This window comes from Cupriavidus basilensis, from assembly GCF_008801925.2.
GTDB classification, from domain to species: domain Bacteria; phylum Pseudomonadota; class Gammaproteobacteria; order Burkholderiales; family Burkholderiaceae; genus Cupriavidus; species Cupriavidus basilensis.
The window spans coordinates 1781229-1805276 of record NZ_CP062804.1 but is presented as its reverse complement, the minus strand read 5'-3'; the positions used below and the strand labels follow the sequence as shown (position 1 = coordinate 1805276).

Below are 24048 nucleotides of genomic sequence, written 5' to 3'. Positions count from 1 at the left end.
GTCGAGTGCGCTCTGGTCCCGCAAATGGGCTGTGCGGGTGCCGGCGCGGGGCACTGGCAGAGGAGTTTAGGGGGCGGGGCGGTTTGGTGCAATCGGGGCTTGCGCAAAGGGCTGCGGGCAGCCACGCGCATTCGGCATAGAATGCGCGCTGGCTCAGACACCACCCATGCGGTGCAAATCGGGAATGATGAAAGTACTTGCGCTATCCGGCAGCCTGCGGGCTGTGTCCATCAATTCCGCACTGCTGCGCGCGGCCGCGCGGCTGGCGCCAGCGAATGTGTCGGTTGCCGTGTTCAGCGGCCTTGGGGCGTTGCCGCTGTTCAACCCGGACGACGAGGCTTGTCCGCATGCCAGTGTCACACGCTTGTTTGCCGAAGTGGCGCAAGCGGACGCGCTGCTGATCGCTAGCCCCGAGTATGCGCACGGCGTGACCGGCACGATCAAGAATGCACTGGACTGGCTGGTGGGTTACGAGCCGTTCGCCTACAAGCCGGTCGCCGTGCTCAATGCATCGCCGCGCGCGCACCATGCCGATGCGGCATTGCGCGAGACCTTGAAGACGATGGCCGCCGTCATGATCGAGCCGGCATCGATCACCGTGCCATTGCTGGGCGCCAGGCTGGATGAGGATGGCATGGTCTCGACGCCGGCCATTGCCGCTGCCATTCAAGAAGCGCTGGTGGCGCTGTACGATGCCGTCGTCCTTCACAAGACGACGGCAGTTGCCACATTTGCGCTGGCGTGACCGGCAAGCGGCTGGCGGCGCGCCATAGGAGGATCAGGGGCGGTTAGGGCACGGTTCAGGCAGCCACGAGGCGGAACGTGGATACCGCTTCCTTCAGGCGCTGGGCCTGCTCTTCCAGCGATCCCGCAGCGGCAGCGGCTTGCTCCACCAGTGCGGCGTTCTGCTGCGTTACCGTGTCCATCTGGGTGACGGCCTGGTTGACCTGCTCGATGCCGGCGCTCTGCTCGGCCGAGGCGGCGCTGATCTCGCCCATGATGTCGGTCACGCGCTTTACCGCGCCCACGATCTCATCCATGGTCTGGCCGGCCTTGGTAACCAGCTGCGAGCCCTTTTCCACGCGCTCGACCGAGTCACCGATCAGCGACTTGATCTCCTTGGCGGCGGTCGCGCTGCGCTGCGCCAGGCTGCGCACCTCGCCGGCCACCACCGCAAAGCCCCGGCCTTGCTCGCCCGCGCGGGCGGCTTCCACCGCGGCGTTGAGGGCGAGGATGTTGGTCTGGAAGGCGATGCCCTCGATCACGGCGATGATGTCGACCACCTTGCGCGAGGCGCCGTTGATCTCCTGCATGGTGTCGACCACCTGGCCAACCACCGCGCCGCCCTTGATTGCGATCTCGGAGGCGTTGACGGCGAGCGAGCTGGCCTGCTTGGCGTTGTCCGCGTTCTGGCGGACGATGCTGGTCAGCTCCTCCATGCTGGAGGCCGTCTCCTGCAGTGACGACGCCTGTTCTTCCGTGCGCTGGGACAGGTCCGTGTTGCCTGCGGCGATCTGGCTCGTGCCGGACGCAATGGATTCGGTGCCGGTGCGCACCTGGGTCACGATGCGCAGGATGTTGCCATTCATGTCGCCCAGGGCGCGCAGCAGCTGGCCGGTCTCGTCCTTGCTATCCGAGCGGATGTGGCTGGTCAGGTCGCCAGACGCCACCTTGCGTGCGAAGCCCACGGCGCGATGCAGCGGCGCGGTGATGCCGGCGGTCAGCCATACCGAGAACGCCACGCCAATGGCCAGCACCAGCACGCCAAGCGCGATCAGGCGATTGCGCGCGGAGAGGTAGATCTCGTTGATATCCAGTGCGGTCTGGTCAATGCTGGCGCGCTGGATATCCAGCAGCTTCTGGATCTCGGCAAGATAGGCGTTGCCGGCGGGCACGAACTCGCTCTCGAGCACCTGGTTGGCCTCTTCAGTCTGGCCGGCTTCCTTGAGCTTGGTGATCTTGTCGCGCGAGTCGTTGTACGGCTTGCGCACGGTCTGGATCGTCTTGAATGCCGCCTTCTCCGCGTCGGAGGACAGCATCGGCTCGATCTTGTCGCGCAACGCCGCGATGGCGTCGACGGACCCCTTCGTCTCGGCGGCGAAGAACGCGCCCAGGCTCGGATCGGCACTGCGCGCCACCGCGGTGGTGCGGCGCACGCTCGTATGCATCAGGCGATACCAGTCGCTGACGACGCGTTCCTTGGCCAGCGGCTGCTGCATCATGTCGTGCGTGTGGCTGGCCACGTCCTGCAGCCCCAGGATGCTGAACACGGTCATGAGCGTTGACAGCAGCAGCACCACGCCAAAGCCAATGCCAAGGCGTACCCCAATTCCAAGATTCTTCATTTTCTTCTACCTGAATGGAAATAATAAGGCGGCGAAATGCTGGCCCATAGGACCCGGATTCGCTCTGTTGTCAGCCGCGCCGTTTGTCGCGAACGCATCTGCGGACTATGGTGAATATCGGCTGTCGAGGTGGGAACTTGAGTGGCGGGGCTTGTCGCCCGGCCGGCAGGCCGCGAGAGCGGCCTGGCGAGGAGGGTGTGCTCAGGCGGATTCGCGCTGGCTCTGCAGTGCCAGCCGCTGCCAGTTTCGCGCGGCATAGGCATGCGCCTGGCGCAGCGCCGCCCAGAGACCGACGAGCCGGATGTCCTTGAGCAATCCCGTGGCTTCGAACTCGGTCGTGCGCATCACCCGTGTCCTGCCATCGCCCAGCGGCTCCAGGCTGAAGGTGTCGATCAGCTTGCCGACCCAGGCTCGGCACCAGACTGTGCTTTCCTGCATCTGGTACTGCAGCAGCCGGTTCGGCTCCAGTTGCAGGATGCGCTGGTTGATGGTGCCCCGGTCCGTGGTGCATTGCCGCGTATTGCCGACCGCGGCGACGCCCTCCAGGACGCGGCAGCTCATTGGCTTTGGAATCCCCAGCCAGAACAGCAGCGGGCGCGACGCATCCATGCGGGCATGAAGGAAGTGCGGCCAGACATGCCGTGGCTCGCACTCAAGAATCCACTCGGACCTGATCTTCATCGCGTGAACTCGATCTCGGGCATTGACCTGCAATGCAAGAGGGAGCCACGCGGGCTCCCTCTTGTTCCAGCTGCGTTCTGTTTGCCGCTCAGCTTACAGCGCGGCGTCCTTCAGCTTCTTCATCGGGCGAACCTTGACCTTGACGGTCGCCGGCTTGGCAGCGAACCATTGGTCTTCGCCGGTGAACGGGTTCTTGCCGAAGCGCTTCTTGGTGGCGGCAACCTGGGTTGCCACGACCTTGAACAGGCCCGGCAGGGTGAATTCGCCGGCGCCCTTCTTGTGCACCGCGCTCAGGATGGTGTTTTCCAGATGGAGCAGCACAGTCTTGACCGTCTTGGCATCCAGTTCAGTCTGGGCCACCAGGTGGGCCACCAGGCTGGACTTGTTGAACGTGTCCTTCAGGGGTTTCACCGCCGGCGCGGCCGCTGCGACCTTCTTTGCCGGAGCCGCCTTCTTTGCCGGCGCCGCTTTCTTGGCGGCAGGCTTGGTGGTGGTCTTTACGACAGCATTTGCTTTGGTAGCCATGGATTATGGAGTCTTGTGTTCGTTGAATGACGCTTGCCGCCGACGGCAGCAAGCGTACGCGGAGCATAGCATTCCCGGTGGCGCCTGCCAAACGTCTGCAATCACCATGGACAATGGACAGTGCTTTGGGTCCCGGCTGCGGAAGTTATTGATGGATGCGGGATGCAATTTTTATGAGTGCGCCGGATGCGATTGATGAAATGTGAGATTCGCCAAAATCGCAGCAGGAGTGCCCACCGGCCCACAGGCCCGTAGGCAGCGTCCGGAGCTTAGTCAGAAGACAGCGATTGCGATGCCGCGCCCTGTGGCTGGCATTGCGCGGCCTTGCTGGCTGCCTGGTACAGCACGGGTTCGAGAATGCCCAGCCGCGCGCGCGCTGCCTCGAGCGGCTCGTGCAGCAGCGTCTCGTAGTCCTCGGCCATCAGCCACTTCGCCTTGCGTCCATGCCGGTACCCCTCGACGACGGCACGCAGGTACGCGGTGTTGCCGGTCTTGCGCAGGCTCTGCAAGGCGGTAGCAACGGCGATGAATGCCCAGCCGAGGGCGCCGGTCTGTGCGTAGCTGAACGCCACCAGCGCCGCTTCGCCCATGTTCTCGTTGGCCTTGTAGCCGGTCAGCACATGCCAGATGTCGTGGATGTCGCGGGTTCGCCTGCCGAACCAGGCGTAGGGATCCTCGACCAGCGGCTCGCTGTTGAGGTTTGAAATCGCGGCAAGGCCGGCGGCGCTGTAGCCCGTTTGCTCCAGGAATGCGCGGTAGGCGGCGCCGAGCGTGCCGGGTGCGAAGCTGGCGATGAACGCCGGGTCGGAGAAGCGCTCCGTCAGTTCAACGCGAAGATAGGCCAGCCGCCGCCCGCTCGTGGTCCGCAGGAGCCGCGCGTAGTTCTTCGGCGCGGACGGCCCGTTGAGGGCGCGCATGATGAGAAACACTTGCGTGGTGTCGTCTCCGTTTGCCAGCAGCTTGCGGATCGCGCGGAATGCGGCTGGAAAGTCACGCTTGTAGAGAGCGGGGGAGGTCGCTACGTCCATAGCCTCGTTCCTCTTATCGGGTTTGTTGCTGCGGTTGTTGCCGGGATGGCGAAGTCGGCGGTGCTTCGGGTCTTCCGGGTTTCCAGGGTTTTTATCCCGGTCCTCGATTGCAATGAGCGATCTTTGCAGGGAACGGCCGACTACAATGTCGCCTTCCTGACATAAGACTAAGATTGGCGCTGTGTCAAAGTTATCCACCCCCGAAGACCACCTCGCCGCCCTGCGATCCAGTGTATGGTTCGCCGGTCTTGCCGCTGATTTTCAACGGTGGATCGTGGCGCACGCCAAGGTCAGGTTGCTGGCTGCGGGCCAGCGCTTGTTCGCGCACGGGGACCCGGCGGATGGCCTGTACTTTGTGGTGGCTGGCGCCATCCGGATGACCAGTTCCTCCCCCGATGGCAAGGAGGCACTGCTGGCTTTTGCGGAAACGCCGCAATGGTTCGGCGAGGTTGCCTTGTTTGACGCCTTGCCGCGCGCCCACGATGCCTGGATCGAGTCCGACGTGGTGCTGCTGCATATCGGCCAGCAGGATGCGGTGCGGTTTCTCGACGAAAATCCGGTGCACTGGAAAGCGGTGGGCCAGTTGATGGCTCCAAAGCTCAGGCTGGCGTTTGAAGCCATTGAGTCGTCGGTGCTGATGCCTGTGCCGGTCAGGCTGGCGCGCCGCTTGCTGGCCATCGCAGGCGGCTATGGCGAGCGCCATGGCCAGAGCAAGCGGGTGATCAACGTGCAGCAAGAGCAACTCGGCCTGATGCTGTCGGTTTCCCGGCAAACGGTGAACCAGATTCTCCGGGATTTCGAGGCGCAGGGCCTGGTGCAGCGCACGCGCGGGTCCATCGAGCTCCTGGATCTCGCGTCGCTGCGAAGATTCGCGGAGGTCGGCTAGGTCAAGCCGGCCCGCCGCGATTGCACTCAGGCCACGATCAGCGTCAACCCCGCCGGCAGCGACTCGCCGAAGACCCGTCCTTCATCGGCCTCATCGAGTTCCACCGTTGTGCGCACCATGTCGATCCAGCTACGTGGCGCGTTGGCGGCCTCGAGCCGGCTGACCACGCGCATGCGGATCTCCAGCGGCAGGTCCCGCGACCGGTCCCCTGTCATGCGGGCGATCTGCACGGCGGCGAACGCGCCCGGCTCGACCTTCTTCCAGTCGAGCGCAAGAATCGCCTCCAGCCATTGCGAGCCAACTTCTGGCGGCACGACGCTGTGCGCGCTGCCATAGAACGGCCGGCGCGCGCCGATACGGCCCACGGCCCACCAGCCTTGAGGGTTCTCCGACGGCTTCCTGAGCCGCGCGAGCAGCCACTCGGCGACTTCGATCTTGCGCTCGACGGGCACGCGTTCCAGCGATCCCGCGAGCCGCACCATGTCGGCGTAGCCTGATTTGGCGGCGCCGGCGGGGCGCTTGTAGCGCGCCGTGCCCGGGGGCTGCAGGTAGAAGGCGATGTCGTCCAGCAAGCGCAGCTGCGCGCTTTCGTCCAGGCCACCGGCAGTGCGGCGCCACAGCGTCCACCATTCCGACCAGATCTGGCTCTCATTGACGTACTGGATGCCCTGCTCGAACAACGACCACAGCTGCCCGGCACGCCACTCGTCCAGCGGGTAGCCGAACCCAGGCCGCATGCAATAGCCGGCAAGGTTGAGCCAGAGGCGTTCATGGTCTGCCGTGCGGCGGCGGCGGCGCGCGCGTTCCCACAAGGTGCCGAACAGGGCGCGCAGCAGCGCGCTGTCCCATTGGTCGCGCGCGCCCAGCAGTTGCTCCAGTTGCGCGCGCAGGCGCTTGACTTCCTTGGGGCCAACGTCTTGCGAGCGGGCGCCAAAGGTGCGGTCGATGCATTCGATGGCCTGGGCCAGGGAGGGATGCGGGGCTTGGGTCGCCGTGTCCGCCGCTGGGGCATCGCCGCGCAGCTGGAACTCGAGCAGCCAGCGTTGCGCAGGATTGGCGATCTCGCTGCAGTGCACTTCCAGCGTGCCGACTTCGGTGAGCGATGTGGTGAGCTGCACCAGCGTCTCGCGTGCGTCGCTGGCGCCGCGCGGTTGCACCACGGTGGCGATCGGCGGCAGGCGGACGAAATCGCCGCTGGCGAGGTCGGCCAGTTCGCCCGGCTGATAGGGTGTGTCGGCGACGGAGGAAACCAGGTGGAAGCGCACCGGGTGCCCGAGGCGCAGGGAGAAGGTGCGGTCCTTGAGATGGATCTCCTGGCCGTCTTCGGTGCCGCGCGGCAACAGGCAAATGCCGCGCTGAGCCTGCGCGGCGTCACCGTTGTCCAGCACGAGGAAATAGCTGCGCGGCGAGCCCCCGCCGATGCGCGGCGCATGCCCGGCGCGGGCCAGCGCGAACGCCACCGCGCCACGGGCGACCGCCACGTCGGGGTTGTCGTTGTGCAGCACATGCAAGGGCGCTTGGCGCCAGGCGCCAAGCGTGCTCGACAAACGCCCCGTCAGCGCCTCGGCGCGGAACACGCCGCCGTTGAGCAGCAAGGTGTCGGGCATCGGTGGCGCGTCGTCTGGCGCTTGCGTTGCATCCTGCGCGTTCGCGATGCGCGACTGGGCCGCATGCTGGCCCAGGAAGGCCGCAACGTGCCGGGTGATCGCCGGGTCGGCCGCATAGGGCAGGCCAAATTCGACGATGCCGCCCCGTGAGCGCCCCGGTCTTTCGCCGGCTGAAACGGCTGGGAAAAACCCCTCGACAATGATCTGCTCGATCTCCTGCCGGGTGACTTCGACGGAGCGCGCGCCGCCGATCAGCCGGGAGCCCGAGCCGAGCAGGGTGATCGTGACTGCGTCCGGCGCCTGCGCGCTGAGCAGTTGCTCCTTGGCGGCACGGCATCGCTCGACCAGCTGCGACAAACTGCCCGCCGACAAGCGCGAGTGCGCCGTGGCGATGCGCGACTCGACCAGATGCGCGAGGGCGAGGTCCATGTTGTCGCCGCCGAGCATCAGGTGGTTGCCAACCCCGATCCGGGTCAGTTGCGGCTGGCCGTCCTGCACCTCCACCTTGATCAGGGTCAGGTCGGTGGTACCGCCGCCCACATCGCAGATCAGCACCAGCCGCGTTTGCGCCAGGTCGGCCGCTAGCGTTGCGCGATGATGGAACACCCAGTCATAGAACGCCGCCTGGGGCTCCTCCAGCATGCGCAGCGCGGGCAGACCGGCCACGCGCGCGGCTTCCAGCGTGAGGGCGCGCGCGCCTTCATCGAACGAGGCGGGCACGGTGAGCACCACGTCCTGGTCCTCGAGCCGGGCATCGGGAAAACGGTGGTTCCATGCCGCGCGCACATGCGCCAGGTAGCTGGCGCTGGCCGCCACCGGCGACACCTTGCCGACTTCGTCGGCGGCGCCCCACGGCAGGATCGGCGCCACGCGGTCGACCGACGCATGCGACAGCCAGCTTTTGGCGCTGGCGATCAGCCTGCCGGGCACTTGCGCGCCCAGCGTGCGCGCAAGGCGGCCCACCACGACCTGGCCGGGCGTCCCATCCGCCCCATCCGCCCCATCCGCAACATGCCACGGCAACTGCAGATCGCTGGCATTCAGCTCTCCCGGCGCCGCGTGGTACCGCACGGACGGCAGGAGCGGCCGCGTGGCCACCTCGCCCAGGCCCACCAGTTGATCGATGTCGAAGACGCGGATGTCCTCCGACCCTGCCTCGCCATAGGCGACGACCGTGTTGCTCGTGCCCAGGTCAATGCCGACGCTATACCGCTTCATGCAGGGCACTCAGGCATTCGCGCCGCCGCGCACGTCGAACTCGACCTTCCAGCGCTCGCCGGTACCACGGGGCACGGCTTCCAGCTCCAGCGTGCCGGCCTCCGTGATGCGGGCATGCAGCTTCACCGGCACGACTTCGCCAGGCGTGCGGCCCTCGGGCGGCAACGTGGCCTGGATTTCATCGAGCTCTTGCAGGTCTTCGGGTCCCCAGAAATCGAGCAGGGTGCCTACCTGGTCCTGGCGGCGCACCGACGAGCCAAAGAAGCGGAAGTGCACGGGTTCGCCGACCACGAGCCCGAATTCCTGCTCCGGCAACGGCGCCTCGGTGCCTTCCTCCATGCCGAAGGGCGCCACGCAAAGCGCCTGGATGGGCGTCTCGAAGCCCGGGATGGCGGGCATCGCCGACTCCACCGCAATGTAGTAGGCCCGCGCGGTGCCGCCGCGAATGCGCACGCCCTTGCCGCGGCGCACGTAGCCGTAGTAGGCGGCGCCACGCGCGACAGCCAGGTCCAGGTCGGCGCCCCCCAGCAGGCGTGCGGGGGCCGCGCCTTCCGCAGCGAGCCAGCCGTTGAGCGTCTGCAGGATGCGCTCGACCAGCAGGGCGGACTTGAACACGCCGCCATTGAACAGCACTGCCGTGGGATGCAGGAAGGTCGCGCCCTGCGCCGGCGCGCCTGCCAGGCCTTCCATCTCGGCCAGCGCTGCCACCTGGCGGCCCAGGAAGGCCGCCAGGTGTCGCGTGATCGCCGGATCCTGCGCGTACGGCAGCCCCAGTTGCGTTAGCCCGGCGCGGGCCCGGCTGACCGGGCGGGCAGAGCCATCCACCTGCGGGAAAAAGCCTTCCAGGATGATCTGGGTGAGCTCGGCGCGGGTCAGCTCGGTGCGGATCGAGCCGCCGATGAGCTTGGAGCCGCGGCTCGGCACGACCAGCGGCACCGCGTCCGTGGCCGGGTTGCTGAGCAGGGTTTCCTTGGCGCCGCGGCAGGCATAGGTGAGCGCGCGCAGTTGCCACGGGTCGGCCTGCGTGCCTTGGGCCGCGAGCTTGCGCGCCACTACGTGGGCCAGCGCCAGGTCCATGTTGTCGCCGCCCAGCAGGATGTGCTCGCCGACGGCAACGCGGTGCAGCTCCAGGTTGCCCTCGCGCTCGATCACGGCGATCAGCGAGAGATCGGTGGTGCCGCCACCCACGTCGACGACCAGGATGATGTCGCCCACCTTGACCTCTTTGCGCCACTGCCCGCCGCTCTTCTGAATCCAGCTGTAGAGCGCCGCCTGAGGCTCCTCCAGCAGGGTCATGCGGGCATAGCCCGCGGCTTCGGCGGCTTCTGCCGTCAGCTCCCGCGCGGCCGGATCGAACGACGCGGGAATGGTGACGGTGATGTCCTGCTCACCGAACGGGGCGTCGGGATGCGCGTGGTCCCACGCTTCACGCAGGTGCGAGAGATAGCGCACGGAAGTCTCGAGCGGCGACACGCGCGGCACTTCCGCCGGCGCGTCGTTCGGCAGGATCGCCGCGCGGCGGTCTACGCCGGGGTGGCACAGCCAGCTCTTCGCGCTCGATACCAGCCGGATCGGCGTGGCCGCGCCACGGCTGCGCGCCAGCTCGCCCACGGCGAAGTCCCGCGCGGCGTTCCACGGCAAGGCCAGGTCGCCTGGAGCCAGCTCGCTCGGATGCGGCAGGTACATAAACGAGGGCAGCAGGTCGCAATCTTCGATCGCGCCTGGTGCGGTGAGCTGCGTGATGGGTAGGACGCCCTGGGTGGTCTTCTCGCCGTCACTGGCGGTGAGGTCGACGTAGGAGAGGGCGCAATGCGTCGTGCCCAGGTCGATGCCGATCGAGTAGCGCGGGTCGCTCATAGCTCGACCTCGGCCGGGGCGATCACGGTGGCGTCATGGCGCTCGGCCAGGCGGGGCAGGCGGACTTCCGCCACACGCCAGCCACGGTGGCTGATGTTGCCGTTGAACGGTGCGGTGCCGACCACGTTTCCGGTCAGCCGGATGGCGGTGGCATCGAACCCGTCGGGCACCGTTACGCGGCTGCCCTCGGCTTCCTCGCGCACCGGCCGGATGGTGAAATGCTCTCGCAGCACGGCGCGGCAGCCGTCATGCACCAGCCGGGCGGCGGCACCGATTTCCGTGTCGGAATAGCCGGCGATGTCTTCCTCGACAAAATCGATGAAGCGCGCGTCGCGCTGGAGCAGGCCCAGCAACTGGAGCGCGGCCTCCGGGCTCGCTTCCTTTAGCGCGCTCGGCGCCGGTGCTGCCTGTGGCGCTGGTGCGGCCACGGGGGCAGGGACCGGTGCAGCGGGCGCTGGACTTGCGCCGGGCCCCGTGCCGTCACGCAGGCGCCGCACGCCCGCGGCAAGCTCGCGGTCGCCCAGGATGTTGAAAAACGTGCCCACGGCAAGGGAAATCCTGCCTAGGAAAGACATGTTCGAGTCGGTCATCAATGGCTCCAGATGTGCTCTGTTGAAGGACGAGCTGTCCCCTGGCGATGCTGTACCGGGCCCGCCCTGGCGCAGCGCAGGCGCTTGCCGGCAGGCAACGGCGTGGCGCGCGCAGGTGCGGGCTCGCCCGTCAGCATCTTGTTCTTCGGGCCCGGCCGGGCCGCTCAAGGCGGTATTTTGCCCTAAGGCGCCCATGAGCCGGCCAATGCTGCCCACAAAGGGGCGGGACTCTCATCGATACCATCCCATGATGGCCGCCATGACTCGCCCTTACGCAGGGCGCCGGAGTAGCCTTTAATAGAGCAAAATAGAGCAAATGCCCGTCACGATCTGCATTGGAGCTGGGATGAAAGCGCTTTCCACCAAAGAACGGACGCGCAGGCGCCCGTCCGACAGGGTACTGAACGTTCTCGCGGCGCTCGTGGGCCTGGTTACGCTTGCGGTCGGCATCGCCTGGCTCATCTACAAGTGGCGCGTAGATCTCGAAGTTCCCTACTTTGCCATTCCGCTGGTGCTGACGGTCCCCGTGATCGCTGCCGCCGCGTTCCGCAGTTTTTGGGACTAGCGCAGCGGTTTTGTGCTTGTTAGCCGCCTTTGGGCGCAGATAAGCCCGCTGGCCCGCCAGATGGACGCAGAGAGGCGGGCAAATGCCGGCGCGCCGACCGCCCCCGCACGCGCCCCGTGCCGCGAGCCTTGCCCCCGCGCAAAACTTGCATTTTGCGATTGCGAAGCAAAAACCCCGTGTGGTTCAGACCCCCCTGGAGAAAATTCAGGCAAAATTCGGGCATTCCTGCCGGGCTGTGACCCAGCCGGTGGCGTTCTCCAACCTATTTCTTGATCCTGAGATAAGCAATGAGTACCCAGCAACCCACCATCATCTACACGCTGACCGACGAAGCTCCGCTGCTGGCGACCAGTGCCTTTTTGCCCATCATCCGCACCTTCACCGCCCCGGCCGGCATCAACGTGACGACCAGCGACATCTCGGTGGCGGGTCGTATCCTGGGCGAATTCCCCGAATTCCTGACCGAGGCACAACGCGTGCCCGACAACCTGGCCGAGCTGGGCCGGCTGACCCTGCTGCCGGACACCAACATCATCAAGCTGCCTAACATCAGCGCCTCCGTGCACCAGCTGGTCAGCGCGATCAAGGAACTGCAGTCCAAGGGCTACAAGGTCCCGGATTTCCCGGAAGACCCGAAGACCGATGCGGAAAAGGCCATCCGCCAACGCTATTCGAAGTGCCTTGGCAGCGCCGTGAACCCGGTCCTGCGCGAAGGCAACTCGGACCGCCGCGCGCCGGCAGCCGTCAAGAACTATGCACGCAAGAACCCGCACAGCATGGGTGAGTGGAGCATGGCTTCGCGCACCCACGTGGCGCATATGAAGCACGGTGACTTCTATCACGGCGAAAAGTCCATGACGCTGGACCGCGCCCGCGACGTCAAGATGGAGCTGGTCACCAAGAGCGGCAAGACCATCGTGCTCAAGCCGAAGGTGTCGCTGCTGGACGGCGAGATCATCGACAGCATGTTCATGAGCAAGAAGGCGCTGTGCGACTTCTACGAAGAACAGATGGAAGACGCGCGCAAGACCGGCGTGATGCTGTCACTGCACGTGAAGGCCACCATGATGAAGGTCTCGCACCCCATCGTGTTCGGCCACGCCGTGAAGATCTTCTACAAGGAAGCCTTCGAGAAGCACAGCAAGCTGTTCGACGAACTGGGCGTGAACGTCAACAACGGCCTGGTCAACCTGTACGACAAGCTGGAAAGCCTGCCGAGCTCCAAGCGCGAAGAAATCATCCGCGACATGCACGCTTGCCACGAACACCGTCCCGAGCTGGCGATGGTGGATTCGGCCAAGGGCATCTCCAACCTGCACGCGCCCAACGACGTGATCGTGGACGCCTCGATGCCGGCAATGATCCGCATCGGCGGCAAGATGTGGGGCGCCGACGGCCGTCCGAAGGACACCAAGGCCGTGATCCCGGAGAGCACCTTTGCCCGCATCTACCAGGAGATCATCAACTTCTGCAAGACCAACGGCAACTTCGACCCGGTCACCATGGGCACCGTGCCCAACGTCGGCCTGATGGCGCAGCAAGCCGAGGAATACGGCTCGCACGACAAGACCTTTGAAGTACCCGAGGCCGGCGAAGCCCGCATCGTTGACATCGCCACCGGCGAAGTGCTGCTGGTGCAGAACGTGGAAGAGGGCGACATCTGGCGCATGTGCCAGGTCAAGGACGCCCCGATCCGCGACTGGGTCAAGCTGGCCGTCACGCGCGCGCGCAACTCCGGCATGCCGGCCATTTTCTGGCTGGACCCGTACCGCCCGCACGAAGCCGAGATGATCAAGAAGGTCGAGACCTACCTGAAGGATCACGACACCACCGGCCTGGACATCCAGATCATGTCGCAAGTGCGCGCCATGCGTTACACGCTGGAACGTGTCATCCGCGGCCTGGACACCATCTCGGTGACCGGCAACATCCTGCGCGACTACCTGACCGACCTGTTCCCGATCATGGAACTGGGCACCAGCGCCAAGATGCTTTCCATCGTCCCCCTGATGGCCGGCGGCGGCATGTATGAAACCGGCGCGGGCGGCTCGGCGCCGAAGCACGTCAAGCAACTGGTGGAAGAAAACCACCTGCGCTGGGATTCGCTGGGTGAATTCCTGGCGCTGGCGGTGTCGCTGGAAGAACTCGGCATCAAGACCAGCAACGAAAAGGCCAAGATCCTGGCCAAGACGCTGGACGCCGCCACTGGCAAGCTGCTGGACAACAACAAGAACCCGTCGCCCAAGACCGGCGAGCTGGACAACCGCGGCAGCCAGTTCTACCTGGCCATGTACTGGGCCCAGGAACTGGCCGCACAGACCGACGACGCCGCCCTGGCAGCGCAGTTCGCGCCGCTGGCCAAGCAACTGACCGACAACGAGCAGGTCATCGTTGGCGAGCTGTCGGCCGTGCAAGGCAAGCAAGCCGATATCGGCGGCTACTACAAGCCCGACTTTGCCAAGCTGGACATCGTGATGCGCCCCAGCAAGACGCTCAACGCCGCGCTGGCAGCCGTCAAGGCTTAATCGATACAAGCCGGGCCGCCCTGTCACGCAGGGCGGCCGCCGGCGGCGGCCACGCCTTGGGAAAGGCGTGCCGCCATGCAAGCCCCGGGTACCTGGTAACAGGTACCCGGGGCTTGTGCTATTCGCGCTTCACCCTGCCGTCCTTTGCGAGCCGACGATATTGCGTTATCTCGCCCTGCACGCGCCGGCGGAAATCCTCCGCGTTGCCGCGCATGACCCAGATCGACTGCCGCTGGAAGACTGCCTCCACGGCAGGGTCCAGAAGCACCCCCTGCAATTCCCTTTCCAGTCGTTCCACCACCGCTTGCGGCGTGGCGCGCGGCGCGGCAATGCCGAACCAGAATGCATTGGCGGGCATGGCGATGCCGAGTTCGGCAAAGGTTGGCACGCCCGGATACTGCGGGGAGCGCGTCCCGGCACTGATCGCCAGCGGGCGCAACTTGCCAGACTCGAGGTAAGGCTGGGCAACGGCGATGGGGTCGAGGCTCAGGTCGATCTGCCCGCCAATGACGTCGGCGAGGATCTGCGTGCTGCCGCGATATGACACGGGGGTGATGTCCACATGCAGATCGGCCTCGATCATGGCGCCCACAAGGCATTGCGCGGTGCCCGGGCCGGTGGTGCCGTAGGTGACGATGCCCGGTTGGGCGCTGGCACGCGCCAGCATGTCCGCGAACGACTTGATGCCGGAGTCCGCACGGGTGGTGAGCATGACCGGCGCCTGCGCGATGATGCCGATCGGCGCCCAGGCGCCTTCCGCCGGGATGGGCAGGCTGGTGCGCAGCGCGGGGAGCATGCTGAACGTGGTGGAACTGGCGAGCAGCAGCGTATAACCGTCGGCGGGCGCCTTGGCGACCTGCTCCGCCGCGATCATCGTGGAGGCACCTGGCCGGTTGTCGACGACCACGGGCTGGCCCAGTCGGGTGCGCAGCTTATCGGCGATGACACGGGCAATGATGTCGGTGGTGCCGCCCGCCGTGAAAGGGACCACCAGATGCACGGTTCGCAGTGGGAATGCTTCTGGGACGGTCGGTGTCTGCGGGCTGGGCACCGAGGTGGCCACCAGCAGCGAAGTGGTGACCAGCCGGCGCAACGGGTCTAAGGAAAAAAGCAGGTCCATGGGCAGGTCAACTGGCGTCGGGTAGCAGCACCTGCAGGCTGGCGTGCGCAGATAAATACACGTTAAGCATCAAAAATGGCGGCTATGTCTGGACTAGATGGCTTGCCGGGCTATCGCGTCGATTTTACGTCAGATGCTGCATTGCAATATGTGCGCCTGGCTGTGCTGTTGGTTGCACTAATCATTTTCCGTGCCATATAATGCGAACCATTCTCATTTAAGTTTGGCCGTGCCAGACACTTCACTACGCAAGGGAAGCGATGGCCGCCGCCGAATCCGCGTTACCGCAGTCACAGCAGCATGTCCATGCCCTCTACAGCGCTCACCATCGCTGGCTGCAGGGATGGCTGCGGCGTCAGCTTGGCAACGCGTTTGACGCCGCCGACCTGGCGCAGGATGTGTTTCTCCGCTTGCTTCATCGCGAGCCGTGCGATATCAGGGAACCGCGCACCTACCTGAGCACGATCGCGCGCGGCCTTGTCATTGAGCACTGGCGCCGCCGGGAGCTGGAGCTGGCCTGGCTGGAGACGCTGGCGCAACTGCCCGCGCCGCAGGCGCCGTCGCCCGAAAGCCGGCTGCTTTTCCTGGAAACCCTGATCGCCATCGACCGCATCCTGGATGCGCTGAAGCCGCAGGTGCGCAAGGCATTCCTGTGGGCCCAGCTCGAAGGGCTGACCTGCCGGCAGATCGCGGAGCGCCTCGGCGTGTCGCTGGCTACCGCCGAGCGCTATGTCGCGGCGGCGCTGCGCCATTGCTACAGCTTGCGTTTCGGTGGCTGATGCCCGTGCGTGATTCCGCCAGGCCAGGCGAGCCCACGGCTACGCCCGGGCCGGAAGCCCCGATCCCCACTCGCATCGTCGACCAGGCCATTCACTGGATGGTCAAGCTCGACTTTGGCGAGGCCAGCGCCAGCACGCACAAGGCATTCGCCCAGTGGCGCGACGCCAACCCGCTGCACGCGGTCGCCTGGCAACGCGTGCAGGCACTGCGCACCGATTTCTCCGGCATGCCGCCGGCACTGGCGCTGCGTACCCTGCAAGCTGCCGACGCCCGGCGTGGCGTGGGCGGGCTAAAGCGCAGGCAGGTGCTCAAGGTGCTGGCATTGGCCGGCATCTCGGTGGCCACGGCGGCAAGCGTGCGCGAACTGGCGCCATGGCAGCGCCTGGTCGCCGACGCCAGCACGGCCACCGGCGAGCAGCGCACCCTGCGCCTGGCCGATGGCAGCATCATCGTGCTCAACACCGATACCGCCATCAGTACCGCGCTGGGCACTGAGCGCCGTCTGGTCACGCTGCGGCGCGGCGAGATCCTGGTGACCACGGGACATGACGATGGCTTCGCGGCCGGCAGCGCAGCGTTGCGGCCATTCTGGGTACAGACGCCGTTCGGCAGCCTGCGTGCGTTGGGCACGCGCTTTGTGGTGCGGATCGAGGACGAACGCGCCCGCGTTACCGTGCAGGAGGGCGCCGTGGAACTGCACCCGGCTGCGGGCGGGGCTGCCGACGTAGCGCGTGCAGGTGCGACCTGGTGGCTCGCCAAGGCCGGCAGCATGCCGGCGCCACCGCAGCCGTTCGAGGCGGATGGCTGGGCCGATGGCGTCATCGCTGGCAAAGACATGCGGCTGGCGGACGTGCTGGCCGAGCTGTCGCGCTACCGCACCGGCCACATCGCCTGCGATCCGCGCGTGGCGGATCTGCGCATCTCGGGCGCCTATCACGTGCGCGACACCGATCGGGTGCTGCACTTCCTGATGCAGGCGCAGCCGATCGCCGTGGTCTATCGCACGCGCTTCTGGGTTTCGGTTGGCCCGGCGGGCGGGCGTTGACCCCATGCCAGGCGCATCCGAAAAAATATGTCAGGAAGATTGAGGGGATTTCGATTCTCGACCGGCCTACAGCGTAGGAACTCAAATTAAACGCTGCCGGAGAAAGGAATCATGTCTGCAACCCGTTATGCCACTGTCATCGCCGCTGCGCGCCCACCCCGACCCAAGCCGTTTGCGCTCGCCGTGCACCACGCTATGGTCTGCCTTGCCATGGGCGCAACCGTGGCGCCGCTTGCCGTGAGGGCACAATCGCAGTCGGGCCCCACGGACGCCGCACCGACCCTGCCGGCGATAACCGTCACCGCCGGCGCCGAAACGCCGGGAGAACTGCCACAGTCGTACGCGGGCGGCCAGGTGGCGCGCGGTGGCCGCCTGGGGCTGCTGGGCAACAAGAGCGTCATGGACACGCCGTTCGCCGTCACCAACTACACCGCGCAGCGCCTGGAGGACCAACAGGCCACCACGCTGGCCGAAGTACTGAACAGCGATCCGTCCACGCGCTTCACGGGCCAGGTTGGCGGCGTGACCGACTCTTTCTATATCCGCGGCTTCCCGATCAATGAGGGCAACCTGTCCGAGATCGCGTTTGACGGCGTGTACGGCGTGTCACCGAATTACCATCTGTTTACCGAGTACCTGGAGCGGGTCGAAGTGCTGAAGGGGCCGGCCGCCTTGCTGTACGGCATGTCGCCGAACAGCGGTGTCGGCGGCGTGGTCAATGTCGTGCCCAAGCGCGCACTGGCGACGGACCTGACGCGTTTCACGCTCGACTATGCGTCGGACGCGCAGGTGGGCGGCGCGGTGGACCTGAGCCGCCGTTTCGGCGAGGACCGCGAGTGGGGCATTCGCTTCAACGGCCTGCACCGGCAAGGGCCGACGGCGCTCGACAACCAGAAGTCGCGCGCCGAGGTGGCCGCGCTGTCGCTCGACTACCGCGGCGAGCGCCTGCGGGCCTCGCTCGACCTGATCGAGCAGTACCAATGGGTCGATGCGCCCACGCGTCCCTTCCTGATCGCAGCCGGCGTGCAGGTACCGTCTGCGCCGGATGGCAGGCGCAATGTCAGCCAGCCCTGGGGCTGGTGGAAGTCCAACGATGTGTCGACGCTGCTGCACGCGGAATACGACCTCACCGACAACGTGACGGTGTTTGCCGATGCCGGCGGTACCCGCTCCGACGTGGCGCGCTTGTCCGAGCAGACGCCAACCATCCTGAATTCGGCCGGCGCGACTTCGTCGGCCGTCCAGAACTGGAAGTTCCAGGTCAACCGCTCGAGCTTCGATGCCGGCGTCAGGAGCAAGTTCGAGACCGGGCCGGTCAAGCACGCGCTGGCGCTGCAGGCCAACCTGTATATGGACCGTTTCGCCAGCGCCAACGTGGCCGGCACGCCGGTCACATCCAATATTTACGCCCCGGCCGACCGCCCGGCGCAGAACATCGCCGCGCCGCAGAGCGTGCCGAAGGTATCCGACTCCACGTTGTCGGGCCTGTCACTGGCCGATACCTTGAGCGTGCTGGACGACCGCCTGCAGTTCACTCTTGGCCTGCGCTACCAGCAGGTCAAGTCGAGCAACTATGCTGCCACCGGCGCGAAGACCGCTTCATACGACGAAAGCGCCGTCACACCGCTGGCCGGCATCGTCTTCAAGCCCTGGCACAACGTCTCGCTCTATGCCAACTACGTGGAGGGGCTGAGCAAGGGAGACATCGCGCCGGGGACCGCGTCGAATGCGGGGCAGGTCTTTGCGCCGTACAAGACCAAGCAGCAGGAGGTGGGCATCAAGCTCGACTCGGGCAAGGTGATGGCGACCCTGGCCGCGTTCCGCATGACCAAGCCCAGCGGCCAGCTGTACGGGACGGTCTATGCCATCGACAGCGAGCAACGCAACCAGGGGCTGGAGCTGACCGTATCGGGGCAGGCCTACAAGGGCGTGCGCCTGCTCGGCGGGCTGACCCTGCTTGACGGCGAGCTGACCAAGACCAACAGCGCAGCCACCCTTGGCAACCGCCCCGTGGGCGTGCCTACCGTCATGGCCAACCTCGGCGGCGAGTGGGACCTGCCGTGGGTTCCGGGCCTGACGCTGACCGGCGCGGTCAACTACACGGGCAGCGAGTACGTCAACCAGGCGAACACGCAGCAGGTGCCGTCGTGGACAACCGTCGACCTCGGCGCGCGCTACAAGACGTCGATGTACGGCAAGTCCACGACGTTCCGGGCGGGGGTGTTCAATGCGTTCAACCGGAAGTACTGGTCCGGGGTGGCATCCTACGGCACGATCTCGCTCGGCGCGCCACGGACCTTCATGGCTTCCATGAGTGTGGATTTCTAAGCATTGGCCGCACGACGCCCCGCGCTTTGCGGCGCCTTCGCTGGTCTCGCCCTCGGTTTGGGCGTGGTGCCGGATTCGGTGCTCGCGCAGGCGCGTCCTGTAGCAAGCACGGTGGCGAGCACGGGCCAGGCGCGGATGTTCACCATCGCGCCTGGCCCGCTTTACGTGGTCCTCAATCGTTTTGCCAGCGTCGGCGGCATCGATCTGTCCTATGATGCCGCGCTGCTCGGCAGCGCCCAAAGCCCGGGACTGAATGGCATCTATACCGTGCCGGACGGGCTGAGGGCGCTGTTGGCGGGCAGTGGGCTGGAAGCGTCGGAAGTGCCGGGAGGCGGGTTCTCATTGCGCAAGGCGCAGGCGGCCTCCGGCACCCAGGCCGCGCCATTGCTGCCCACGGTCACGATCGTCGGCGCGGTTGCGAGCGAGTTGCCCCCGGCGCTTGCCGGCGAGCAGGTCGCGCGCGGTGCCAGGCTTGGGCTGTTGGGCAACATCGACATCATGGACGCGCCGTTCAGCATCACCAGCTACACCGCCAAGGCGATCGAGGACCAGCAGGCGCGCACGGTGGGCGATATGGTGGCCGTTGATTCGTCCGTGCGCTATGTCAGCCAGCCTGGCGGCATCCTGGACGCCTTCACGATCCGCGGCTTTCCGGTTGGCAATGGCAACTTCGGCGAGATTGCCTTCGACGGCATGTATGGCGTGGCCTCCAACTACCGGGTGTCGACCGGCTACATCGAGCGGGTCGAGCTGATCAAGGGCCCGACGGCCATGCTGATCGGCATGGCGCCCAGCGGCAGCGTCGGCGGCGGCATCAATATCGTGCCCAAGCGGGCGACCGGTCCCGACCTGACCCAGGTCACGGCCGACTATGCCGCTTCATCGCAACTGGGCGGCAACCTTGACGTAAGCCGGCGGTTCGGCGCGCAGCGGCAGTTCGGCGTTCGCTTCAATGGCAGCTATCGGGCGGGCGACACCAACCTGGATAACCAGTCGCGCCACGCTGGAGCTGGCGCGCTGGCACTGGACTACCAGGGCGAACGCCTGCGCGCAACGCTGGATTTCATCGGCCAGCAGGAGACGATCGCCGCGCCATCGCGCCTTTTGCATATCGCGTCCGGCATCAACGTACCCGATGCGCCCGACGGGCGGCGCAATGTCTCGCAATCCTGGGAACACTCCAGTATCCGCGACCAGTCCCTGCTGGTGCGGGCGGAATACGACATCGGCGACAAGCTCACCTGCTTCATCGCCGGCGGCGGCGGCCGTACGCGGGTGGCCAGGCTCTTTGCCATCACGCCCACCCTCATCAACGAGGCTGGCGATATTGCCGTGCTGGACTCGAACTACAGGTTCAATGTAGCCCGCACTACCGTGGACACGGGCCTGCGGGCCCGCTTCGACACCGGGGCGGTGGGCCATCAACTGAGCTTGCTCGTGAGCGACTATCGGGACCAGCTGGAGCGCAGCTTCAACAACGCCACGACCACCTGGCTGACCAACCTCTACCAGCCTGTGTCGTTGCCGGTGCAGTACATCGCGGCGCCTGCCGGCGTACCGAAGGTCTCCCAGACGCGGCTGTCCGGCGCGGCCCTGGCCGATACGCTGTCGATGCTGGACAAGCGCGTGCAGCTGACGCTGGGGCTGCGCCATCAGCAGGTCACATCGGACAATTTCAGCGCCGGCGGCGCCATCGCTTCGCACTACGACCGGGGTGCCTGGACGCCAATGCTTGGGCTGGTGGTGAAGCCCTGGCAACACGTCACGCTGTATGCCAACCGCGCCGAAGGGTTGAGCAAGGGCGACACTGCCCCTGGTAATGCCAGCAATGCCGGCGAGGTATTCGCGCCTTACAAGTCAAGGCAGCTTGAGTTGGGCGTGAAGGTCGAGCAGGGCGGGATGATGGCGACCGTCAGCGCATTCCAGATATCCAAGGCGAGCGGCCAGATGTCCGGGACGCTGTTCGCGGCGGACGGCGAGCAGCGCAATCGCGGGCTGGAGTTCGGGCTGGTTGGTGAGGTGGTGGCCGGGGTGCGGCTGCTGGCCAGCGCCACCGTGCTCGATGCGAGGATTGTCCGCAGCAGTCGCCCCGAGTTGGCCGGCAAGGCCGCTGTCGGCGTGCCGACGTTGCAAGCCAACCTAGGCGCCCAATGGGATGCCGGCTTCGTGCCGGGCCTGACGCTGGCCGGAGGGCTGGCCTATACGGGACGGCAATATGTCGACCAGGCCAATACGCAGAGTATCCCGCACTGGACCCGCGTCGACATCGGTGCGCGCTACCAGACTACCGTGGCGCGCAGGCAGACCACCTTCCGCCTCAATGTCCGCAATGTCCTTGACAAGCATGACTGGGCGGCGGTTGATGCCTACGGCGGGCTGGCGCAAGGCGAGCCGCGCACGCTGCTGCTTTCGGCGACGATGCGCTTCTGAGGCAGTTCTACTTGGTGGCGGTGGATTCCGCGGCGCGCTCGTCGGCATCGCGCAGGCGCTTGACGGCCTTGCCCAGCAGCCCGCCTTCGCTATCCGACACGGCTTCTTCCAGCGTGGCAAGAGCGGCCCTGATCTGCGTGCCGTGGGCGCTCGAGTACGCCTGGTCTTCGATCAGCGCGTCGGCTTCCTTGCGCACGCGCTTGCCCAGCTTGCGGGCGAACTCGGGATCGAGCTGGCCTTGGGCCGTGGCATTGGCGATATGGTCGAGCAGGGCGATCAGGCCCGGCGCGGTCGTGGTGGCCGGGACAGCGTCCTCGGTCTTCCTGAGTTTTTTGGGCATGGTTCTTTTCCTCCGGTTGGGGCTCGATTCTAGCGCTAGGGGGAAACCCGGGCCTGCTTCCCAGTATGAAAGATTTGTGACACCTTGTCGGCGCGACGGGTGATGCCCGGTAATTGGCAGCGGCAGGAAAAAACGCGGGGTGCCTATGATTTGCTGCGCCGCACACAATAGCACATCACGGGCGGCATAAAAAAAGGAGGGACACCGCATGTGTCTCCTCCCTTTCGCCGGGCGCCTTGCGGGCGCCCGGCGTGATCCTCTTCCTCTTCGGACGCTCAGACTACCGTGGCAAGCGCCAGGGTCAGAAGCAGCGCGATCACCGAGATGAGCGTTTCGCACACCGACCAGGTCTTGAAGGTCTGGGCCACGGTCATGTTGAAGTACTCCTTGACCAGCCAGAAGCCGCCGTCGTTCACGTGCGACAGGATCAGCGAGCCGGCGCCGGTGGTCAGCACCAGCAGCTCGGGCCGGGTGCCGGGCACGCTGGCGGCGATCGGCGCGACGATGCCGGCAGCCGTGGTCATGGCCACGGTGGCGGAGCCGGTGGCGATCCGGATCAGCACGGCGACCAGCCAGCCCAGCAGCAGCACCGACACATGCGCGCCGGTGGCCACGTCGACGATGGCGTTGGAGATGCCTGAATCGCGCAGCACGCGGCCAAAGCCGCCGCCCGCGCCAACCACCAGCGTGATGATGGCGGTGGGCGCCACGCACTCGTTGGTGAACTTGAGGATGTTTTCCCGGGTGAAGCCGCGGCGCTTGCCGAAGGTGTAGAAGCTCACCAGCGCGGCGATCAGCAGCGCGATCACCGAGTTGCCGATCAGCTTGAGGAAGTCGTTGGCAAAGCTCTTGGGCGTGGTGATGAGGTCAGCCCAGCTGCCGATCAGCATCAGGATCACGGGCAGCAGGATGGTAAACAGCGTGATGCCGAAGCCCGGCAGCTCGTGCGAGGCCTTGACGCCTTCGTCCTCCTCGGTGAACTGCGCGGCCAGCGGATTCACATCCGGCAGCGTCACGTAGCGCGTCATCAGCTTGGCGAACAGCGGGCCAGCGATCGCCGCCGTGGGAATGCCCACGATCAGCGCGTACAGGATGGTCTTGCCGATATCCGCCTTGTAGGCGGTCACCGCCAGCAGCGCGGCGGGGTGCGGGGGGATCAGGCCGTGCACCACCGAAAGGCCGGCCACCATCGGGATGCCAACCAGCACCATGGAAGTGCCGGTGCGCTTGGCCACGTTGAAGGCGATCGGCACCAGCAGCACGAAGCCCACTTCGAAGAACACGGGCAAGCCGACGATAAAGGCGATGGTCACCATGGCCCAGTGCACGTTCTTCTCGCCGAAGGCGTCGATCAGCGTGCGCGCGATGCGCTCGGCGCCGCCGGACTCCGCCATCATCTTGCCGAGCATGGTACCCAGGCCCACCACCAGCGCGATGTGGCCGAGCGTGCCGCCTACGCCGGCCTCGAACGATTTGACGATGTCGCCCATCGGCATGCCCACGGCAAAGCCGAGCAGCACCGAGACGACTACCAGGGTGATAAAGGGATTGAGCTTGAATTTCGCGATCAGCACGACCAGTGCGATCACCGCGATCAACGCGTAAAGCAAAAGGGTGGTTCCGGTTACGGCGCCCATGTTGTCTCCTTTGTGCGAGGTCCGCCGGGACTCCGGCGGGGCTCCCTCGCGTCCGCTATGAAAAGGGCCGCGCTGGTGGCGGCCGGTTCAGGTTTTCGTGGCGGGCTGGCCCGGGATCAGGCAGCCGGCTTCTTGTAGGCGATGCAGTCCACTTCGACCTTGCAGTCCACCACCATGCTCGATTGCACGCAGGCGCGCGCGGGCGGGTTGGCGCCGAAGTATTCCTTGAAGATCTTGTTGAACGACGCGAAGTCGCGCGCGTCGTCCAGCCACACGCCGCAGCGCACGACGTGCTCGGTGCCGTAGCCGGCTTCGGCCAGGATGGCCAGCACGTTCTTGATGGCCTGGTGGGTCTGCGCAACGATGCCGCCGTCGATCACCTCGCCGGCCACCATCGGCACCTGGCCGGACACGTAGAGCCAGCCGTCGGCTTGCACGGCACGGGAAAACGGCATGTGCTGGCCGCCGGTGCCGGCGCCGCCCTCGACGCCAAATCGTTTGATATCCATGGGGACTCCTGAAGCAGATTGCAAATTGGGAA

At 66.1% G+C, this 24048-nt stretch carries 19 protein-coding genes; 8 read left to right on the top strand and 11 right to left on the bottom strand.

What is annotated here, in order from left to right:
• The first annotated feature begins 184 nt into the window (after positions 1 to 184).
• Positions 185 to 745 carry an NADPH-dependent FMN reductase gene (locus F7R26_RS28850; RefSeq protein ID WP_206702526.1) on the top strand — a complete coding sequence of 187 codons (561 nt, stop codon included), beginning with the start codon at positions 185 to 187 and terminating at the stop codon, positions 743 to 745.
• A gap of 55 nt (positions 746 to 800) precedes the next feature.
• On the opposite strand, the gene F7R26_RS28845 is transcribed toward F7R26_RS28850, so the two are convergent.
• The 4 genes from F7R26_RS28845 to F7R26_RS28830 all read right to left on the bottom strand — a co-directional run bounded on the left by F7R26_RS28845 (position 801) and on the right by F7R26_RS28830 (position 4579).
• Complete coding sequence (locus F7R26_RS28845; protein WP_150985520.1) at positions 801 to 2345, bottom strand: methyl-accepting chemotaxis protein; 1545 nt, start codon at positions 2343 to 2345, stop codon at positions 801 to 803.
• Between the two features lie 201 nt (positions 2346 to 2546).
• Positions 2547 to 3026 (bottom strand): SRPBCC family protein, encoded by a 480-nt coding sequence (locus F7R26_RS28840; RefSeq protein WP_150985519.1) that lies wholly within the window; start codon positions 3024 to 3026, stop codon positions 2547 to 2549.
• 93 nt (positions 3027 to 3119) lie between these two features.
• The gene (locus F7R26_RS28835; protein ID WP_150985518.1) at positions 3120 to 3551 is read right to left on the bottom strand and encodes an HU family DNA-binding protein; all 432 of its coding nucleotides are present in this window, start codon (positions 3549 to 3551) and stop codon (positions 3120 to 3122) included.
• Between the two features lie 269 nt (positions 3552 to 3820).
• The gene (locus F7R26_RS28830; RefSeq protein ID WP_150985517.1) at positions 3821 to 4579 is read right to left on the bottom strand and encodes a Coq4 family protein; all 759 of its coding nucleotides are present in this window, start codon (positions 4577 to 4579) and stop codon (positions 3821 to 3823) included.
• A 181-nt stretch (positions 4580 to 4760) separates the two neighbouring features.
• Here F7R26_RS28830 and F7R26_RS28825 point away from each other — a divergent pair, with 181 nt between their 5' ends.
• A complete protein-coding gene (locus F7R26_RS28825) occupies positions 4761 to 5465 on the top strand; it encodes a Crp/Fnr family transcriptional regulator (RefSeq protein ID WP_150985515.1) in 705 nt (234 codons plus the stop codon).
• A gap of 26 nt (positions 5466 to 5491) precedes the next feature.
• Here the strand turns inward: F7R26_RS28825 and F7R26_RS28820 are convergent, their stop codons facing one another.
• The 3 genes from F7R26_RS28820 to F7R26_RS28810 are packed head-to-tail and all read right to left on the bottom strand — an operon-like array spanning position 5492 to position 10737.
• Positions 5492 to 8290, bottom strand: coding sequence for an Hsp70 family protein (locus tag F7R26_RS28820; protein WP_150985513.1), 2799 nt, complete (start codon positions 8288 to 8290; stop codon positions 5492 to 5494).
• Between the two features lie 9 nt (positions 8291 to 8299).
• Positions 8300 to 10147, bottom strand: a complete 1848-nt coding sequence (locus F7R26_RS28815) for an Hsp70 family protein (protein ID WP_150985512.1) — start codon at positions 10145 to 10147, stop codon at positions 8300 to 8302.
• The gene (locus F7R26_RS28810; protein WP_150985510.1) at positions 10144 to 10737 is read right to left on the bottom strand and encodes a DUF2760 domain-containing protein; all 594 of its coding nucleotides are present in this window, start codon (positions 10735 to 10737) and stop codon (positions 10144 to 10146) included. The genes F7R26_RS28815 and F7R26_RS28810 overlap by 4 nt, the downstream gene beginning before the upstream one ends.
• A gap of 346 nt (positions 10738 to 11083) precedes the next feature.
• Between F7R26_RS28810 and F7R26_RS28805 the strand changes: the two genes are divergently transcribed.
• Positions 11084 to 11302: a hypothetical protein gene (locus tag F7R26_RS28805; protein ID WP_150985508.1), complete on the top strand. Its 219-nt coding sequence runs from the start codon at positions 11084 to 11086 to the stop codon at positions 11300 to 11302.
• Between the two features lie 287 nt (positions 11303 to 11589).
• Positions 11590 to 13827, top strand: coding sequence for an NADP-dependent isocitrate dehydrogenase (locus F7R26_RS28800; RefSeq protein ID WP_150985506.1), 2238 nt, complete (start codon positions 11590 to 11592; stop codon positions 13825 to 13827).
• A 118-nt stretch (positions 13828 to 13945) separates the two neighbouring features.
• On the opposite strand, the gene F7R26_RS28795 is transcribed toward F7R26_RS28800, so the two are convergent.
• On the bottom strand, positions 13946 to 14947 hold the full coding sequence (locus tag F7R26_RS28795; protein ID WP_150985504.1) for a Bug family tripartite tricarboxylate transporter substrate binding protein: 1002 nt from the start codon (positions 14945 to 14947) through the stop codon (positions 13946 to 13948).
• A 260-nt stretch (positions 14948 to 15207) separates the two neighbouring features.
• Between F7R26_RS28795 and F7R26_RS28790 the strand changes: the two genes are divergently transcribed.
• From F7R26_RS28790 to F7R26_RS28775, 4 genes are all read left to right on the top strand, one after another.
• Positions 15208 to 15726, top strand: a complete 519-nt coding sequence (locus tag F7R26_RS28790; RefSeq protein ID WP_150985503.1) for a sigma-70 family RNA polymerase sigma factor — start codon at positions 15208 to 15210, stop codon at positions 15724 to 15726.
• Positions 15726 to 16772 carry a FecR domain-containing protein gene (locus F7R26_RS28785; protein WP_150985502.1) on the top strand — a complete coding sequence of 349 codons (1047 nt, stop codon included), beginning with the start codon at positions 15726 to 15728 and terminating at the stop codon, positions 16770 to 16772. The genes F7R26_RS28790 and F7R26_RS28785 overlap by 1 nt, the downstream gene beginning before the upstream one ends.
• Positions 16773 to 16883: 111 nt before the next feature.
• Positions 16884 to 19100, top strand: a complete 2217-nt coding sequence (locus F7R26_RS28780; RefSeq protein WP_241754571.1) for a TonB-dependent receptor — start codon at positions 16884 to 16886, stop codon at positions 19098 to 19100.
• A gap of 3 nt (positions 19101 to 19103) precedes the next feature.
• A complete protein-coding gene (locus F7R26_RS28775) occupies positions 19104 to 21530 on the top strand; it encodes a TonB-dependent receptor (RefSeq protein WP_241754570.1) in 2427 nt (808 codons plus the stop codon).
• 7 nt (positions 21531 to 21537) lie between these two features.
• Here the strand turns inward: F7R26_RS28775 and F7R26_RS28770 are convergent, their stop codons facing one another.
• The 3 genes from F7R26_RS28770 to F7R26_RS28760 all read right to left on the bottom strand — a co-directional run bounded on the left by F7R26_RS28770 (position 21538) and on the right by F7R26_RS28760 (position 24016).
• Positions 21538 to 21870, bottom strand: coding sequence for a hypothetical protein (locus F7R26_RS28770; RefSeq protein WP_150985501.1), 333 nt, complete (start codon positions 21868 to 21870; stop codon positions 21538 to 21540).
• A 275-nt stretch (positions 21871 to 22145) separates the two neighbouring features.
• The gene (locus F7R26_RS28765; protein WP_150985500.1) at positions 22146 to 23507 is read right to left on the bottom strand and encodes a GntP family permease; all 1362 of its coding nucleotides are present in this window, start codon (positions 23505 to 23507) and stop codon (positions 22146 to 22148) included.
• Positions 23508 to 23623: 116 nt separating this feature from the next.
• Positions 23624 to 24016, bottom strand: a complete 393-nt coding sequence (locus F7R26_RS28760; RefSeq protein ID WP_150985499.1) for a RidA family protein — start codon at positions 24014 to 24016, stop codon at positions 23624 to 23626.
• Positions 24017 to 24048 lie beyond the last annotated feature (32 nt).

Excerpts from the sequence above, each read along its gene's own strand:
- F7R26_RS28850 (WP_206702526.1), top strand. The coding sequence starts at position 185 with ATGATGAAAGTACTTGCGCTATCCGGCAGCCTGCGGGCTGTGTCCATC.
- F7R26_RS28845 (WP_150985520.1), bottom strand. The coding sequence starts at position 2,345 with ATGAAGAATCTTGGAATTGGGGTACGCCTTGGCATTGGCTTTGGCGTG.
- F7R26_RS28840 (WP_150985519.1), bottom strand. The coding sequence starts at position 3,026 with ATGAAGATCAGGTCCGAGTGGATTCTTGAGTGCGAGCCACGGCATGTC.
- F7R26_RS28835 (WP_150985518.1), bottom strand. The coding sequence starts at position 3,551 with ATGGCTACCAAAGCAAATGCTGTCGTAAAGACCACCACCAAGCCTGCC.
- F7R26_RS28830 (WP_150985517.1), bottom strand. The coding sequence starts at position 4,579 with ATGGACGTAGCGACCTCCCCCGCTCTCTACAAGCGTGACTTTCCAGCC.
- F7R26_RS28820 (WP_150985513.1), bottom strand. The coding sequence starts at position 8,290 with ATGAAGCGGTATAGCGTCGGCATTGACCTGGGCACGAGCAACACGGTC.
- F7R26_RS28815 (WP_150985512.1), bottom strand. The coding sequence starts at position 10,147 with ATGAGCGACCCGCGCTACTCGATCGGCATCGACCTGGGCACGACGCAT.
- F7R26_RS28810 (WP_150985510.1), bottom strand. The coding sequence starts at position 10,737 with ATGACCGACTCGAACATGTCTTTCCTAGGCAGGATTTCCCTTGCCGTG.
- F7R26_RS28805 (WP_150985508.1), top strand. The coding sequence starts at position 11,084 with ATGAAAGCGCTTTCCACCAAAGAACGGACGCGCAGGCGCCCGTCCGAC.
- F7R26_RS28800 (WP_150985506.1), top strand. The coding sequence starts at position 11,590 with ATGAGTACCCAGCAACCCACCATCATCTACACGCTGACCGACGAAGCT.
- F7R26_RS28795 (WP_150985504.1), bottom strand. The coding sequence starts at position 14,947 with ATGGACCTGCTTTTTTCCTTAGACCCGTTGCGCCGGCTGGTCACCACT.
- F7R26_RS28790 (WP_150985503.1), top strand. The coding sequence starts at position 15,208 with ATGGCCGCCGCCGAATCCGCGTTACCGCAGTCACAGCAGCATGTCCAT.
- F7R26_RS28785 (WP_150985502.1), top strand. The coding sequence starts at position 15,726 with ATGCCCGTGCGTGATTCCGCCAGGCCAGGCGAGCCCACGGCTACGCCC.
- F7R26_RS28780 (WP_241754571.1), top strand. The coding sequence starts at position 16,884 with ATGTCTGCAACCCGTTATGCCACTGTCATCGCCGCTGCGCGCCCACCC.
- F7R26_RS28770 (WP_150985501.1), bottom strand. The coding sequence starts at position 21,870 with ATGCCCAAAAAACTCAGGAAGACCGAGGACGCTGTCCCGGCCACCACG.
- F7R26_RS28765 (WP_150985500.1), bottom strand. The coding sequence starts at position 23,507 with ATGGGCGCCGTAACCGGAACCACCCTTTTGCTTTACGCGTTGATCGCG.
- F7R26_RS28760 (WP_150985499.1), bottom strand. The coding sequence starts at position 24,016 with ATGGATATCAAACGATTTGGCGTCGAGGGCGGCGCCGGCACCGGCGGC.